The organism is Methylobacillus flagellatus KT (genome assembly GCF_000013705.1).
Taxonomy (GTDB): domain Bacteria; phylum Pseudomonadota; class Gammaproteobacteria; order Burkholderiales; family Methylophilaceae; genus Methylobacillus; species Methylobacillus flagellatus.
The window spans coordinates 1,224,440-1,240,818 of the sequence record NC_007947.1 but is presented as its reverse complement, the minus strand read 5'-3'; the positions used below and the strand labels follow the sequence as shown (position 1 = coordinate 1,240,818).

Genomic DNA, 16,379 nt, shown 5'->3' with positions numbered 1-16,379 from the left:
TGCAAATAAGATCCTTAGCCTTAGCTTCATCAAGTTCTCATCCTGCATCTCACTTCTTCCATGCCAGAAGTTAGGCTATGGTTCATTGCCAGTTCCAGATAAAGGATGGCTTACGCCAGGGGAAGATTTCCCTTGCAAGCGGGGTGTAATTCCATGACTCAGGGTGGTTTTCAATGCTTCCACCATGCCTACGTTAGCCAGTCTCACCTCGACTAAAAATTTCTGACCATTGGATTTCTCCATGAAACGAAAGCCCACTGAAGAAAAATCACCAAATACTGAGTCGTGAAAATTCAATTCTAAATTCTGCGGAGCTTCGATGACAGAATACTTTCCCGTGGAATAAGATTTCAACGAGAATAATTTTTTAGTCTTATCTGTAGCGATGACTATCCATTTCATTGATATCCCATCCTGTTGGCAATAGTGATCAAAACAACTTAGTCAATAAACTTCCTGACATACTGACGATCTATAAACCTGACCATCAATCCACAATGGCGCTGCCTTAATCCTTCCTCGATTTTTTTGCCATTACAATATGGATATTAAAGTGAGATTGACTCCTCGTATTAGTGCTGATCAGCTCAATCCCTTATTGTCCGTATATAAGTGATCCTTGCCGGGGGAACCAGCTCAGTCTGAGCCAATCAGCGAAACTATTGTAACCATGTATTTACAGATTTTTTATCGGCCTCATCCCTATTCTTCTGCAGGAAAATTCTGACATGATTTTACCTGAGTAACGATGGCATATGACTGAGTATGCCTTCAATAATAGGAGTCTCAAGTACGCATTACCTTGTCTCACATGTACTGATCACACTCTGCATAAGAATTTGGAGAGCCATACATGAAGCTTACTGCGTTGCCCGGGAAATTTTATCTAGAGAACCAAAAAATTGTATGTCAGCCACGACATGGCAATGCATAGAATAGTGATTTCAGTCAGGTTGAATTTAAACACGATGCACTCCTTTTCTATGGTGGCAGTAGAGGCATCATATAACTAGGCATGATGATTTCGAAGAAGGTTACGCTGATTTAGATGTCAGTCTTTTCCTAGGGCTATAGTTGCTCCCGAAGTCCTGACGGTGCTTGCTTCAATATTTATCCTCTTTTTATTGCTCTGCTAAGTATTTCCTCTCCTTAAATTAGACATCTTCTTACAGTGTTCTGGCATGCCACTCTTTTAACATGAAGAAAACACTCATTCAGCATTCAAAAAGTTCAGACCGGGGGTTGGCTCATGACGGCTACTTATTGCCAGAAATGTGGTAGAAAGGCGGGAGTATTGGATATGTCCTGTCCATCTTGTGGATACAAGAAGAAAAGGCGGATAAAGTGCTTCTGGTTACTGGCGATTATTTTTTCTACACTGATGTTTTCCGCGTATAAGCATGCACACACTTCTTCCGGCCCGACAATTCACTATGACAATTCAGCGATTGCCGCATGCTGGAAAGATTACCATCGAAGGCCGCAAGGGGACCCCATGAAGTCTTCCATCAAAATGTTCTGTAACAAGCTCGAAAGTAGGGAAACTGTGTAAGTAAATGTGGTGTGATTACTGTCATCTGGAGATTAGCCTGCCTTCATAAACATAGATAGAGCGCGGCTCCAATACCAGTTCCTCACCCTGCTGGTTGGGAATCGGTTTCAATGGGGTATCCAGGAGCAGTTTCCAATCGTAGCTGTCACAATACGGGATCCGGGCTGGCACTGTCACATGTGAGGCATTGAGCATGACCAGTATTGCGTGCCCTGTTTTATCAGGCGGTACGAATTTGACCGCCATGGCTTTATTGCAAGGATCATTCCAATCCTCATTGCTCATGGGTTCACCATTGACATTGAACCAGGCCACATCGGAATTGCCATGTTCATTCAGCTTGCCCGTGACAAACTCGGCGCGCGAGATTGCATTATGTTCCTTACGCAGGCGTGCCAGCTCACCGACAAAATCAATCAGGGCATCATCGGCATTCTCCCAGTTGACCCAGCCGATCTCATTGTCCTGACAATAGGCATTGTTATTGCCTTGCTGGCTATTGTTGAGCTCATCACCTGCAAGTAGCATCGGGATGCCTTGAGATAAAAAAAGCGTAGTGAGAAAATTACGCTTTTGCTGGGCCCTGAGTGCCAGGATGTCTTCCTGATCCGTCTCTCCTTCATGGCCACAGTTCCAGCTATGATTGTCATTGGCGCCGTCCTGGTTGTTCTCGCCATTGGCCTCATTATGCTTCTCGTTGTAGGAAACGAGATCGTGCAGGGTGAAGCCGTCGTGCGCCGTAATAAAGTTCACGCTGGACCACGGACGCCGGTGCTGGTCGTTGAACAAGTCGCTAGACGCGGCGAAACGGCTGGCAAAGCGCGACAACATGCCTTCCTTCCCTGCCCAGAACTGGCGGGTGACATCGCGATAGTCGCCGTTCCACTCGGAAAATCCCGGCGGGAACGAGCCGAGCTGGAAGCCGCCCGGACCGACATCCCACGGCTCCGCAATCAATTTACAACGGGTCAGTATCGGATCCTGCAGCATGGCATGGAATAATGCATGGTCGCGGTTGAAGCCATTTTCATTTCTGCCCAGCGTCAGCGCCAAGTCAAAACGGAAGCCGTCGACACCATAGACGGAAGCCCATAGCCGCAGGCTGTCCATGATCATCTGCATCACTTTGGGGTGCGAGGTATTGAGCGCATTGCCGCAGCCGGTGAGGTTGTCGTAATAGCGTGGATTGCCTGGCAGCTCCTTGTAATAGCTCAGGTTGTCTATTCCTTTCCAGCACAAGGTAGGGCCTAGATGGTTGCCCTCGCAGGTATGGTTATAGACCACATCGAGTATCACCTCTATCCCCGCATCATGCAGGGCATCCACTGTCTTGGCAATTTCCTCTAGTGCCCCAGACCCCAGGTAAGACGGCTCGGGTGCAAAATACGCCAGGGTGTTGTAACCCCAGTAATTGGACAGGTTGCGATCGAGGAGATGGCGGTCCTGCGCGAAAGCGTGAATCGGCATCAACTCGATGGCAGTGACACCTATGCGCTGCAAATGGCTGATAATGGCAGAATCACTGAGGGCTGCGAATGTTCCACGGATATCATTCGGGATCAAGGGATGCTGCATGGTCAGGCCGCGGACATGGGCCTCATAGATGATGGTCTTGGGCCAGCGAATATCGGGCTTGGGCGACTTGGTCAGGACATCTGGCTTGACAACAATGGCCTTGGGCATGAACTTGGCACTGTCGCGCTCGTCCATGTGCAGATCGGCATCCGGATCGTCACTGATGGTATAGCCAAACAGCGCGTTGTCCCATTTAATCTGGCCGGAAAGCTTGCGCGCATAAGGGTCGAGCAATAGCTTGTTATGATTGAAACGCAAGCCTTCTGCTGGCGCCCAGACGCCGTCCACCCTGTATCCATATAATTGCCCTGGCTTGATACCCTCAAGGTATCCGTGCCAGACGCCATTCGTGCACTCCTTCAAGGTGACGCGCTCAGTTTCCGATTCGCCCTGCGCATCGAACAAGCACAGCGTTACGCTGGAGGCATGATCAGAAAACAACGCAAAGTTTGTGCCTTTGCCGTCAAAATGGGCTCCACGCGGATAGGGTCTGCCTTCTTTAAGAGTGCTCATAACATCATGGCCGGATTGATATGGCTTGAATGTAATAGACCAACCTGATTTTGCCTGTCAGAGGCTCAGCCTTGGTCATGTAGGAAATGATTACTGTGATGCTTTAGCAGTTTTATGGTATGCCCCACATAATCGATGCGCGTAAAAATGCCCGGACATGCCGGGCATTTCATGAACCTCATCGGGAATGATCATTCACTCCGCGAGTTCACCATAATGTGCAGAACATTACTCAGGCTTGATATTGCTGGCTTGCTTGCCCTTGGGGCCATCTGTCACGTCAAAACTGACGCGCTGGTTTTCTGCCAGGCTCTTGTAACCGCCTTCGTTTACGATAGCGGAGAAATGTGCAAACAAATCGCTGCCGCCTTCATCGGGAGTAATGAAGCCAAAGCCCTTGCTATCGTTGAACCACTTAACTATACCTGTTGCCATAATTTATTCCAATCATTTCAATGTGGGGAAGGCGCCCCAAAAGTTTGTATTTCAAATTCTGTAAAAAATATAAAGTTCAAACACCTTGAATAAGGGTTTTACGTGCTTATTACCGATATGTCAATCAATAATTACAAATAAAATTGAATTTGGCGCCGCTTGCCTACCTTTTATCAAGATGATGGATTCACCATACGCCTGACTTGGCATACCAGGCTCGCAATGGTCCTGATTTCCTCATCATGGAGCAAAGGCTGGAACTCACGGGAACCTGCAGTCTGGCTCAACAACTTGCCTTTAGCATCAAAGGACACAGTGGCAAGCGTGCGGTAAGTCTCCTTGCTGCAATCGAATTCCAGCTTCATCTGCTTGGCAAATGCCTGTTTCCCTCGCACCTCACGCTTGGCGAGTATCGAAGAATATGCGCCTTTCTCATCGTAAGAATCGAGATCGACAGATAAGTCGACTTCAGCTTTCTTGACCAATAACTCCCACTCTGTGGCGAGAGCATGGGCCGGAGCCAATAACAAGGCTGCAGATAACACAATATATGGATACATAGGCGGCAACTCCCATTATGGTGAGCACCATATTGCTACATAGCAAACGGACATGCATATCAGTCAAATGACGCATACGCATAAGAAAACAAAAAAGCGAACCCGAAGGTTCGCTTTTTCTGGCGGAGCGGACGGGGCTCGAACCCGCGACCCCCGGCGTGACAGGCCGGTATTCTAACCAACTGAACTACCGCTCCATGACCCTGCATCAGGTTGTCATGCCTGATGGCTTCACTACTTTTCACCAGGCATGGGATGGTGGGTGATGACGGGGTCGAACCGCCGACATTCGCCTTGTAAGGGCGACGCTCTACCAACTGAGCTAATCACCCGTGCCTGACTGAGGAGCGGCATTCTACAGCATTTTTTTGATTTGGGAAGAGGCCAAATAAATTTTTTGTCAGGATTCGCAGAGCCGCAAAAACTCAATCATTTCATCTTGACGCGTTATACTAAGTCGATACCATTCAAATTCAATGACTTGCTCAGAAAACTGGCCTTGGTCAACCCATAACACCTGCGCACTTCCCGGAGACATCATGCTGAAAACTCTTTCTATCCTACTCATGATAGGCTTGGCAGCCTTCATCATCTTACGTCCGGCTCATGCCGCATCCGTTCCCCAACCAGGCTCGCCTGCCCCCGGTTTCACACTGCTGGATGCCAAGAAAGCACAACACCGGCTCACGGATTATGCGGGCCAATGGCTAGTGCTGTATTTCTACCCCAAGGACGATACTCCTGGGTGCACAAAAGAAGCTTGCAGTTTCAGGGATGACTTGTTTCAACTGGAAAAATTGGGTGCAAAAGTGATCGGCATCAGCGTAGACGACCCGGAGTCGCATGCCAAGTTTGCGGATAAATACAGCCTACCATTCCCCCTGCTCTCTGATAGCGATGGCAAAGTAGCCGACAGTTATGGCGCACTGACCAACCTGGGAATCATCAAGATCGCAAAACGCTATACCTTCCTGATCGACCCTCAGGGCAACATTGCCAAGACTTACCTGAAAGTGGACACGTCGCGCCACTCCCAAGAAATCATAGACGACCTGAAGCAGCTCAAGACTGCGCAGCCTCATTAAGCAGCACCGGGAGCCCGGCGTTTCTTGGCGCCCATGGCTATGGCAGCGCCTTTTCACTGAAGTGGCGGCGGATATCGGTCACATCAAAGCCAGCCCATGACTGAATCGCATTTTCCAACTCGGAGCGACTCATTTTCCCGACCTGCGCATCTACCAAGATTTGGTCTCGGACCGCCATCAAAGCAGGGATCTGCTTCACATGAAAGTAACTGCTGATCTCAGGTTCATCATCAACATTGACCATGGCAAAGACTACATCGGGATAGGCTTCAGAAGCTGCCTCGAACACCGGCTTAAACACCACGCAGGGCTCGCACCAGGTCGCCCAGAAATCGACGATGACAAATGGATTGTGTTCCATCGTCTGCTTGAAATTACGCTTGTTCAAATGCTGCACAGCCATGAGGACTCCAGGATTCTATTCATGATGATGGATTGTTGGTCTACCTTGCGTCATGAGTCTAAAGCCAGGCATCTCGCGCAGACAAGGTCAAATATTCCTGCCATAGCCTGGGAGTTTGACTGACGGATAGCCACACCGCCCGTCATGGCAATGTCATACAAGGCTGTACAATGAAAAATGTACTGTCCCAGCCTAAACAAAAGGGCGTGAGAGCCGTTATTGCCTAAGATACCAAGACATTGCGTACAAAAAGTATTAACCTATCTTGGCATGCAATGTTAAAGTACTTTCTTAAGAGTCATTGCCAGTGATGATACCGACCATTTAAAATGAATCTTGAATGATAATAGGGCCTTACGTTATAGCGCCGTCTCAACGGCTCACACCGGAAACAAAGCTAGATACAACAACATATACAACACCAATAATCACTAGCTGGCCTACCATGCAACACATCTAAATTGGGGAACATGTAGAGAATGTGCAGTGCAGCAGGAGCCCAAATTGTTCTGAATAACGCCACCATCAGCGCATTACCTTCCGTTCCGCAGGTCCTCACCAAACTGCTGGAAACGTTGCAGGACGAAAATTCGGGGCTGGAGCAATTAGCCAACCTGGTTGAAATGGATGTTGTCATCAGCGCCCGCGTGCTGGAGATCGCGAATTCCGCCGCCTATCGCCGCAATCACCATCCGGTGCTGTCAATCCGTAGTGGCATCGTCATTCTGGGCTGGGACATGGTCAAAATGTTGACGCTGAGTATCATCTGCCAGCGCATGTTCAATGACTACTATGAACAGAGCAACCAGGACATTGAGCACTACTGGTATCATTCCCTGCGCTGCGCGGTGATCGCAAAATCGCTCGCCACTCACACAGAAACAGCCTCTCCCGACGAAGCCTATGTCGCAGGACTGTTGCACAACATCGGCAGGCTTGGCCTACTTGCCGGCTTCAAGCACAAGTACCCGCCATTCTTTGCCATAGACGATTCGCTTCCTGGCTACCTGGAAAGCGAGGTTGCGCATTTCGGCATAGACCATTGCGAGCTCGGTGCCTGGATCATCCGCAACTGGAATATCAAGTCCTTCCTTGAGGATGCAGTGGCGTACCACCACTTGTCAGTCACGCAGCTGGAACATACGCCAGCATTGGTCAAGATCGTCTACCTGGCCAACCTGCTGCTGATAGAACGAAGACCGGAACGCCAATCGGCGCTGATTGTTGCAAAAAAGTGGTTCCAGCTAGATAGCGACGTCATCAATGAACTCATGAGCCTGGGAATCTCGCAGGTGCATATCCTTTCCGACTCGCTCGGCATCAATGTAGGCGCAGCCCATACCAGCCAGCATGACTGGGATAGGCAAGAGCCAGACATTGAGGCATTGGTGGAGGCACTCAGCAAAAACTTCAGCTCCCCTCCTGCTACCTCACCTCCTTTCAGCAAGAACAAGTTAGTCAAGGGCGTGATGGATACCGCCTTGATCAATCACCTGGAATCCACCTGTCTGCAGGTGGGTCAGCAAGACGGCTTTTTTGAGCTCTTGTCCAAACTGTCCAGGTTACTCTGCAATGCCCGGGAAGTATTGCTGTTCGTACCGGACGAAGCCAGGCAACACCTCTCAGGCAAACCCATTGCAGAGGATCAAGGCTGGATCGAAAGCTTCCAGTTCCCGATCAAACCTTCCACCAGTATTATCACCGCTGCCTGGATCAAGAAATCGTACTGTCACAGCTTTCAGGCATTTGACGGGTTCAAGCCTTCATTGCCAGACCAGCAAATCATGCGACTATGTGGTGTGGAAGGCATGCTCTGCTTCCCCATGTTTGCTAAAGACACCCTCGTCGGCGTCATGGTGTTCGCCCTGAACCAGGCGGAATTCCTGATCGCCAAACAGCAGCTGAATGTGCAAGCCGCCCTTGCTAGAATCGTGGCGTCCCGCCTGCTGCCGGATCAAAAACCGGCAGATCCCGAGCTTGAGGCAGCCGTGCATGAAGAACGCCTCAAGCGCTTTGTTCATGAAACCAGCACTCCCCTTTCTACCATCAAGAATTACCTCGCCATTCTGGAGCAAAAAATGCTGCTGAATGGCATACCAAACCGCGACATTGCGATTGTGAACGAAGAAATCGACCGCGTTGGTTCGCTGATCGGCAACCTATATTCCGGAGAACAGGAACATATCGCCGCCAGTACGGACATCAACCAACTGATCCAGGACCTTCTTGCCTTGCATCGCCAGACCTACCTACAGCCTGCAGGCATAAAAGTCACGCTCAACCTCTATCCCAACCTGCCTAAAATCACGACCATCCCTTACCAGGTGCGGCAAGTGCTGGTCAATTTGATCCGTAACGCGGCAGAGGCCATGCCCGAAGGTGGCGAACTCAGTATTTCCACCTTCCTGGAAAACCAATCTGGATCAGGCCAGGGCATCCTGATCCAGATCAGCGACACTGGGCCAGGCATCCCTGAAAGCGTGCTCAGCAAGCTATTCACACCTGTGGAAAGCACCAAAGGCGGAGAACATGGCGGTATCGGGCTTTCCATCAGCCACGATCTAGTCAAAGGATTGTGCGGCAGTATCGCCTGCCGCACCTCCAGTACCGGAACGACCTTTGATATCCGCCTGCCCATCCAAGCCAACCCGCACTCCAAGCTGATCAACTAAGGCAAACCAATGGCTGCTTCCAACCCTTCGCAAGTCGTGAACAAACTGATGTCAAGGCCCACTCTGTTGATTGTCGACGACAACGAACGCCTGGCGCAGAGCCTGCAGCAATTGCTGCAGTTACATGGCTACAACGCTGAAATATGCTCTTCGGGCGAAGATGCACTGCAATTGGTGATGGATATCAAGTTCGACCTCGTGCTCCTCGACCTCTCCATGCCAGACATGAATGGCTTCGATGTCCTGACCGAGCTTGCCACCTATTCGGCACCTCCACCGGTCATCGTCATCAGTGGAACAAAGACTCTCAATGCCGCTATCGAGGCCATGCGTCTGGGTGCCTATGACTTCTTGCGCAAGCCCTATCAACCTGAAGAATTGCTGCATACCATTGAAAACGCGATCGAGAAATCGCGCCTAGAAACGCAGAACCGCAGCATCCATGCCAGGCTCGAGGAATCCGAAAACCTGTACCGCTACCTAGTGAATAGTTCACCCGACATTATTTACACCCTGGATGACAGCGGCCATTTCACCTTTATCAATCACCGGGTTGAAACGCTTCTTGGCTACAGGCGCGAATCCCTGATTGGCAAGCACTATACAGAAATCATTTACAGCGACGACTTTGATCGCGCCTCGTATGCATTCAATGAGCGCCGCACCGGCAACCGTGCCACACGCAACATAGAGCTGCGCTTGAAATGCAAGGACCTGGAATCTGACATACGGCATTTTGAAATCAACTTCATCACTGTCGTCCTGAATGCAACAGGGACTTACGGGGGCACCCATGAATCAGGCACTCCGTTCAGTGGCACTTATGGCGTCGCCCGCGATATCAGCGACAGAAAAAAAGTGGAAGAAGTCATCACCCGCCAGGCTTATCACGATACCTTGACAGGCCTACCCAATCGCGCCCTGTTCAAAGATCGCCTCAATGTGGCCTTGAACCATGCCAAGCGCAACCAACAGCAACTCGCCATCATGTTCCTGGATCTAGACCGGTTCAAATGGGTCAACGACACCTTGGGGCACTTTTATGGCGACGAATTGCTCAAGCATGTCGCACAGCGACTCTCAGGGTGTCTGCGCGCACAAGATACCCTGGCGCGCATGGGCGGAGACGAGTTCACACTGCTGCTGCACGACTTACAACAGCCAGAAGACGCCAGCCTGGTGGCGGCCAAAATTGTGGATGAGCTCAAGCGCCCATTCCTGTTGGACGAACGCGAAATCTTCATCTCCTCCAGTATCGGCATCGCACTATACCCAGACCATGGTGATACGATCGAAACGCTGATCAAGAGCGCGGACATCGCCATGTATCACGTCAAATGGCGTGGCAAAAATGGCTATCAATACTATGAAGCCAGCATGAATGCCATGTTCCACAAGAAGCTCTCCATGGAAAACGAGCTCAGGCGTGCGATCGAGAAAAAGCAAATCATGTTGCACTACCAGCCCCAAGTCGATGTAGAAACGCGCAAGATCATCGGCCTTGAAGCGCTTGCACGCTGGCATCATCCCGAGCTCGGCATCATCTCTCCCACGGAATTCATCCCGCTTGCCGAAGAAACAGGATTGATTTTCTCACTCAGCGAAATGCTGCTGGGGGAAGCCTGCAAGCAGATGCAACTGTGGGAGGCCGCAGGCTTACTGAACTTCAGACTTGCACTCAACGTATCGCCGCAACTGGTGGAAGAAGAGAGCTTTGTCTCCAAGACACTGAGCTACATTCAGTCGCATCACCTGAAACCAGAATTCTTTGAGATTGAGATTACCGAAAACCTGCTGGTCAGAGATCTCGAAAACACAGTAGCGAAACTCAAGGCACTGGGCAAACACGGCATCAGAATCGCCCTGGATGATTTCGGCACTTGCTACTCATCCCTGTCCTACCTGAGGCAATTCCCCATCCACAACATCAAGATCGATAAATCCTTCGTGGGCGACATCAACACCCATGACGAAAGCGTGCCCATCATCACGGCCATTTCAGGAATTGCAAAAGGCTTCAAGCTGGATCTGATCGCAGAAGGCGTGGAAACCTTACAACAAATGAAAACCCTGCACAAAATGGGCTGCAACATAATGCAAGGCTACCTGTTCAGCAAACCCCTACCCGCCCAGAACATCACCACACTGCTCAAGCGTCAAGCCAACCTGTTTCACAAAAATGGCGAACCTGACGACGCGTTGATCACGCAGCATTGATAATCCACACAACCAACCATCTAACATATAAAAACCGATGGTCATGAATGGGTTTCTCGTTGACTCGCCGTGGCGCCGTTGGATAAAGAAACATTGCATTGTCCTAGAAGGGCAGAGCGTTTACTCGAGTTTGATGGGCTACTCTAGCATGGCATTGAATCGGTAACTGGCAATTTGGCTGCTCAAGATGTTCTCCAGATCAATATTCTGGGCAAGCAGCTTTTCAGCCTCCTCACTCCCTGCGTTCGCGTGCCAAAAGCAGCGAAATATCAGGGAAAAGCAGCTTTTCTTTGCCGTGGTTCGACACCTGAAACACCCCTTACATCGGCAGGGGTAGGTTGAATGAGCGGGTCCGCTTCATCATAGAGCTTACAGCCCTTTTGCCTTAGGCTTGCTTTATGCAATGCCGCGTCATTCAGGCCATTATGGGGTAACTCCAGATTGAGGTAAGTGAGCCACCCCCAAAGTTACCCCATTAATTTGCAGGGTATCAATGGATGGGACTGAATAGTATTCAACAAAAAACCCCGGAATCACTAGGATTTACCGGGGTTTTGTGTACTGCTCCGAATTGCATTGAACAGGTATTTGGTGGTGGGATGGTACCCCGTATCAAACGACTATTGAAAGTACGGAATCGAAGCGCTGCGGGTTGCTGCGAACCAGTGCGAACTCGATCGAAAAGCCAGTCGGTACGCCCTTCGGCAGTGGACGATCAAGCAGGTTTTTCGGACTGATTGGTAGTCGGAATACGGCCTCAACCTCGTCTGCTTTCCGTGGCCAGTTCAATTCTCGAAACGGGAACTGAACCCGCGTCCGTTGCCACAGCCAATAACACACCCATTTACACCCATTCCTGGGGCAAGGCGATCCGTCATGCGGCGAATGGTGACCAAATTCACCGCACAATGCGCGGCGATTGACTTGCGCGAGCGGAGATTGCAGCCCATAATCTCCGCATGAATAGCGGCGAATACAAATACATCTGGCAGGCCGGTGACTGGCCAAACTGGCGCTTCGACCTGGCGGCGCTGGCCGAGCCCATGGCTGAGGTCAGTCGTGCCCAAGGGCTCTTGATGGGGCGTCTGGCTGACGTCGGCATGGCCTTGCGTGACCAAGCGAGTCTCGCGGCGCTCACCGAGGACGTAGTCAAGACCAGCGAGATCGAAGGCGAGCAGCTCAACGTTGAATCCGTGCGCTCGTCCATCGCCCGCAGGTTGGGCGTTGACATCGGCGCGCTCGCTCCGGTCGATCGGCATGTCGAAGGCGTGGTCGAGATGGTGCTTGATGCCACCGCCAACTGCCAGGCACTGGTGTCGCGTGAGCGTCTGTTCGGCTGGCATGCCGCACTGTTTCCTACCGGCTATTCTGGGCTCTCCAAGATCAACGTCGGCGGCTGGCGCGACGATGCCACCGGCCCGATGCAGGTGGTGTCCGGACCCATCGGCCGCCAGCGGGTGCATTTCGAAGCACCGCCGGCCGATCGCCTCGAGACCGAAACCAGCCGCTTCCTCGACTGGCTGAATGGCACATCAAACGAACCGCCACTGCTCAAGGCAGGCCTTGGCCATCTGTGGTTCGTCACTCTGCATCCATTCGATGATGGCAATGGCCGTATCGCCCGGGCCATTGGCGATCTGATGCTGGCGCGTGCCGATGGCAGCCCGCAACGCTTCTACAGTTTGTCGGCGCAGATCCAGCGCGAACGCAAGGCTTACTACGACATCCTGGAGAGGACGCAGAAGCGGTCGATGGATGTCACCGAGTGGCTTGCCTGGTTCCTCGACACGCTTCATCGCGCCGTCGACCAGGCCCAGCACACGCTGGACGCTGTCCTGACGAAAGCGCGGTTCTGGCAGCGCTGGGCGACGACCCCGTTGAACGAGCGGCAGGTGAAATTGCTGAGCAAGCTGCTCGATGGTTTCGAGGGCAAGCTCACCAGCAGCAAGTGGGCGGCCATCGCCAAATGCTCGCCGGACACGGCACTGCGCGACATCAACGATCTGCTGACGCGGGGCGTGCTGCGCAAATCGGATGCCGGCGGGCGTAGCACCAGCTACGAGCTGAATGATCTGCCCGAGTAGCGGCACTTCCTGGAATTGCCTTGGCTCGCGGCCGGAACAGCGCCTTCATGGACTCCTGCCAACTCGTTCGGACGGAGACCAAGATGGAAGTCGCTCACCTCAATCAAAAACAACTGGCTGTTCGCTGGTGTATCAGTGAGGCCACCCTGGAACGCTGGCGCAGCGCAGGGATCGGCCCCAAGTTTCTGAAGCTCTGCGGGCGCGCGCTCTACCGGCAGGCCGACATTGAGGCCTACGAGGAGTCGTGCCTGGCGACCTCGACCAAGACCGTGGTGGCCCAGGTCAGTGTCAGCTGAGGAATGTTCCGATTCGTCGGTAGATATCGACAAGTACCGACGATTTGCAACGTCGGCGGCACCGCCGGCCATCTGGGCGATTCAGTCGCCGGAAACGGGCATCAAACTCGTCTGCGATGGGATGTCGGTTCAATTCCCAAACCCTGAATCGAACCCGTGTCTGCACGGTAGTTCAAACGGTGGGCTCGGCGGCTGCATCATTGTCGGCGGCGGGGTCGGTGAGCCGCCGAATCGTCAGTGCACAGCGTTGCTCAATCAAGGTATTGATTTGCTCAACCACGACATTGCCAGCAAAACTTTGTCCGGGGTCAAACTGGAGCTTGCGCGCCGTGGCGGGCAGTAGTTTGTCAGGTCCAAATGCGCCGTTTGGCCTGCGTCAGTTTCCCGGCGGTCTCCAGCCGTACATACACCAAACGCTTCTGGTCATCCACCGCGTCGCAACTCCCTGACACCCCGGCCCAGCTTGCGGCGCAACAGGGCCCGCAGGGTCACCCCATCCGAGTACCCGACCTGTGCGGCGACTTGGTCGACGCTCGCGTTTCCGGTGCGCAAGAGATGCACGGCATGCTCCACGCGCAGGTCCTGGAAATACGACAGCGGTGTCTTGCCCAAAACGCTTTGCAGCCGCCGCGCCAAGGTGCGCTCGCTTGTGCCCACGGCGCTGGCCGCCTCGGCCAGCGAGAACCCCTTCGCGAGCTGACGTCTGGCCCAGCACTCGAAGCGCTCCACCATCGGGTCGGCATGTGCAAGGTGGTCGGGAATCACGAACTCGGCTTGCGAACTGCGTGCCTCGACCAGCAGATAGCGTGCCACTAGAGCCGCCAGCGCTGGACTGCGCCCCCGGATGATGCGCAAGGCCAAGTCGACGTGGGCTAAAGCGGCACCCGCGGTAGTGAAGCGTGTCGAGTTCACGATCATGCGTGACTCGTCCAGCGTGACGTTCGGATAGCGCTGCCGAAACATCGGCCCCAGCCACCATGACGTCGTCGCACGATGCCCATCAAGCAGGCCACTCTCTGCAAGCAAGAAACTACCGGAGCAGGCGGCACCAAGGTGCGCGCCAGCGGTGGACCACTGCTGTAGCATGGCGACCGCATCGGGCACGTCGGGGCGTGTGAGCCGAGCCGAGAGCGTGTTAGGCATCTTGTCACCAAACGCGGGCACGAGCACGACGTCTGGTTCCGGCACACCACGCGCAGTGACCACGGGGACCGTCAAGCCTTGCGCAGTTCGGATGCGACGCCGCACGCCCACCAGCGTGAGCTCTATGTGCGCGGGAGCCTGTGGCAGCGAGCCCGACATCGCATTGGCCAAGCCCACTGTGTCAGTGAGCGCCGCAAGCCCCAGATCAAACACGCCATCACAAACAAGGATGTGGAGTTTCATGGCAACAATGATATCAAAGTTGTCATTATTGCCTATAGAGATGGCTGTCATGAAGATTTAGACTGCAGGCTCGTCGATCCCTTCACCCACTTTTCCATTTACCCAAAGGAATACAGCATGACCAAGCTCGCCCTGTTTGTTCGCCTCGAAGCTAAACCCGGCCAGGAGGCTGCGCTTGCCGACTTCCTGGCCAGCGCACTGCCGCTCGCCAACGCCGAGTCCGGCACCACTGCCTGGTTTGCATTGAAGTTTGGCCCTTCGACGTTCGGTGTGTTCGATGCCTTTGCCGATGAGGCAGGTCGTCAGGCACATCTGAACGGCCAGATCGCCGCGGCCTTGATGGCCAACGCCGCGACCTTGCTCAGTTCTCCGCCCAATATCGAGAAGGTCGAAGTGCTTGCAGCCAAACTGCCTGCATGACAACCCGGCCTTGACTCAATCAGGTCACGCTGCAGGATGGGGGGCACGCGGCCCTACGCAGCGTCCCCCCTCGATTGCACTTGCCCAGGGAGCTACCTTCCACAGCGATTGGGGGGCAATATTGCAGCCAGAACTACCAAGCCGCGTCAGCAAGCAGGGGCAACATCAGGGCTAGCTGAGATGTTCCGATTCGTCGGGTCGTTATCGAGAAGTACCGATTGTTTGCAACGTGTCGGTACCGAGAGCCGTCTGGGTGAGCCAGATTTCCGGCTCATTGGAAGTCCGCAGTCCGCAAGCGCGGACTGATCAAGCGGGTTGTTCAAAATCAACAGCTTACCGTGAGGCCGTGCGGACTATTTCGAACTCCTGCGGGTTCCTGCGAACAGGATCGAACAGTTTGCGGAGTTTCGGTGGGGTGGAACCCTGCGCCAAACCTGTGTAACTCAGCGCCTTAGAACCGCTGCGAACTCCTGCGGAAAGGTGCGGAATCCAGTCCCAACTGCCAACAATCCTACCAGTTCTGCCCGGCCGGGGTCACCAGACAAGTGCATCGTGCAGGACGCCGGTTCGATTCCCGTTTGCGGAATTGAACCCGCGTCCGCAGATCAGTCAGATGACCACAGTCGGTCATCATCCTGGGTCGCCGCCCAGAAGTCATCGAACAGCGCCAGCTTGGCTTCGTTGGCTGTCGGGTATGTCCTCGGACCGAATCGGTCCCCGATCTTGAAGCCCCAGCGCTTCGTCTTCGTCGGATAGACCACCAGGTTGTAGCCTTCGAGGTTGAGGAAGCTGTTCCCCTTGGCGGAGACCCGCCACTTGCGCTGCAGCCAGCGGGTCCGGCGCGCCGCCCGGTTACGCAGCCTTGCCTCGCGGCGCCTCGGTCCCTCGTAGTCGTCGCTCATCTTCCCGGCGCAGACGCACCCGACGTCGAAGTGCTCGTCCAGATCCGGATGCTCCATGATGTGGACGTAGCGGATCTTCTCGTTGCCGCACATCTGGCAGGTGGCGTAATCGGTTTCGTCTGCCGGACCGCCATCGGCTCGCAAGTCGACGACGTCAACGCACGTCCACCCCTTGTGAGGCACGCCAGCCGTGTCCCATCGGTTCCCGCTCATGCCTGATCTCCTATTCCGGAGGCGGTGGTGCACCCCATCGCCAAATTCTGCTTGACAAGTAAGCAG

General features: G+C 53.3%; 14 protein-coding genes, 2 tRNA genes and 1 pseudogene. 7 read left to right on the top strand and 10 right to left on the bottom strand.

Translation table 11 applies throughout. The annotated features are described in order from the left end of the window. Positions 1–75 precede the first annotated feature (75 nt). From MFLA_RS14490 to MFLA_RS06065, 6 genes are all read right to left on the bottom strand, one after another. Positions 76–402 carry a hypothetical protein gene (locus MFLA_RS14490; RefSeq protein WP_011479412.1) on the bottom strand — a complete coding sequence of 109 codons (327 nt, stop codon included), beginning with the start codon at positions 400–402 and terminating at the stop codon, positions 76–78. Positions 403–1,573: 1,171 nt separating this feature from the next. After that, positions 1,574–3,640: a glycogen debranching protein GlgX gene (gene glgX, locus MFLA_RS06085; protein WP_011479411.1), complete on the bottom strand. Its 2,067-nt coding sequence runs from the start codon at positions 3,638–3,640 to the stop codon at positions 1,574–1,576. Between the two features lie 228 nt (positions 3,641–3,868). Further along, on the bottom strand, positions 3,869–4,075 hold the full coding sequence (locus tag MFLA_RS06080; protein ID WP_011479410.1) for a cold-shock protein: 207 nt from the start codon (positions 4,073–4,075) through the stop codon (positions 3,869–3,871). A gap of 173 nt (positions 4,076–4,248) precedes the next feature. Continuing rightward, complete coding sequence (locus tag MFLA_RS06075; protein WP_011479409.1) at positions 4,249–4,635, bottom strand: surface-adhesin E family protein; 387 nt, start codon at positions 4,633–4,635, stop codon at positions 4,249–4,251. Positions 4,636–4,755: 120 nt separating this feature from the next. Next, positions 4,756–4,832 (bottom strand) — tRNA-Asp (locus tag MFLA_RS06070). A gap of 59 nt (positions 4,833–4,891) precedes the next feature. Next, positions 4,892–4,967, bottom strand: a tRNA-Val gene (locus tag MFLA_RS06065). A 207-nt stretch (positions 4,968–5,174) separates the two neighbouring features. Between MFLA_RS06065 and MFLA_RS06060 the strand changes: the two genes are divergently transcribed. Continuing rightward, on the top strand, positions 5,175–5,720 hold the full coding sequence (locus MFLA_RS06060) for a peroxiredoxin (RefSeq protein WP_011479408.1): 546 nt from the start codon (positions 5,175–5,177) through the stop codon (positions 5,718–5,720). A gap of 37 nt (positions 5,721–5,757) precedes the next feature. On the opposite strand, the gene MFLA_RS06055 is transcribed toward MFLA_RS06060, so the two are convergent. Further along, on the bottom strand, positions 5,758–6,123 hold the full coding sequence (locus tag MFLA_RS06055; protein WP_011479407.1) for a thioredoxin family protein: 366 nt from the start codon (positions 6,121–6,123) through the stop codon (positions 5,758–5,760). A 479-nt stretch (positions 6,124–6,602) separates the two neighbouring features. On the opposite strand from MFLA_RS06055, the gene MFLA_RS06050 reads away from it, so the two are divergent. The 5 genes from MFLA_RS06050 to MFLA_RS14485 all read left to right on the top strand — a co-directional run bounded on the left by MFLA_RS06050 (position 6,603) and on the right by MFLA_RS14485 (position 13,735). Then, positions 6,603–8,795 (top strand): HDOD domain-containing protein, encoded by a 2,193-nt coding sequence (locus MFLA_RS06050; protein WP_011479406.1) that lies wholly within the window; start codon positions 6,603–6,605, stop codon positions 8,793–8,795. Between the two features lie 9 nt (positions 8,796–8,804). Further along, complete coding sequence (locus MFLA_RS06045; RefSeq protein ID WP_048811586.1) at positions 8,805–11,012, top strand: EAL domain-containing protein; 2,208 nt, start codon at positions 8,805–8,807, stop codon at positions 11,010–11,012. 959 nt (positions 11,013–11,971) lie between these two features. Next, the gene (locus MFLA_RS06040) at positions 11,972–13,096 is read left to right on the top strand and encodes a Fic family protein (protein ID WP_011479404.1); all 1,125 of its coding nucleotides are present in this window, start codon (positions 11,972–11,974) and stop codon (positions 13,094–13,096) included. A gap of 83 nt (positions 13,097–13,179) precedes the next feature. Further along, complete coding sequence (locus MFLA_RS06035) at positions 13,180–13,392, top strand: helix-turn-helix transcriptional regulator (protein WP_011479403.1); 213 nt, start codon at positions 13,180–13,182, stop codon at positions 13,390–13,392. Then, the gene (locus MFLA_RS14485) at positions 13,382–13,735 is read left to right on the top strand and encodes a hypothetical protein (protein ID WP_195742097.1); all 354 of its coding nucleotides are present in this window, start codon (positions 13,382–13,384) and stop codon (positions 13,733–13,735) included. Before MFLA_RS06035 ends, MFLA_RS14485 begins: the two co-directional genes overlap by 11 nt. A gap of 80 nt (positions 13,736–13,815) precedes the next feature. Here MFLA_RS14485 and MFLA_RS15075 read toward each other — a convergent pair whose 3' ends face one another. Next, a complete protein-coding gene (locus tag MFLA_RS15075; protein ID WP_407635289.1) occupies positions 13,816–14,124 on the bottom strand; it encodes a helix-turn-helix domain-containing protein in 309 nt (102 codons plus the stop codon). Positions 14,125–14,247: 123 nt separating this feature from the next. After that, positions 14,248–14,694 (bottom strand): annotated as a pseudogene (locus tag MFLA_RS15070) (AraC family transcriptional regulator); the annotation flags it as partial. Positions 14,695–14,895: 201 nt separating this feature from the next. Between MFLA_RS15070 and MFLA_RS06020 the strand changes: the two are divergent. Continuing rightward, complete coding sequence (locus tag MFLA_RS06020; RefSeq protein ID WP_011479401.1) at positions 14,896–15,198, top strand: putative quinol monooxygenase; 303 nt, start codon at positions 14,896–14,898, stop codon at positions 15,196–15,198. Between the two features lie 605 nt (positions 15,199–15,803). On the opposite strand, the gene MFLA_RS06015 is transcribed toward MFLA_RS06020, so the two are convergent. Next, entirely contained in the window at positions 15,804–16,313 is a 510-nt protein-coding gene (locus MFLA_RS06015) for a hypothetical protein (protein WP_011479400.1), read from the bottom strand. Between the last annotated feature and the right edge of the window lie 66 nt (positions 16,314–16,379).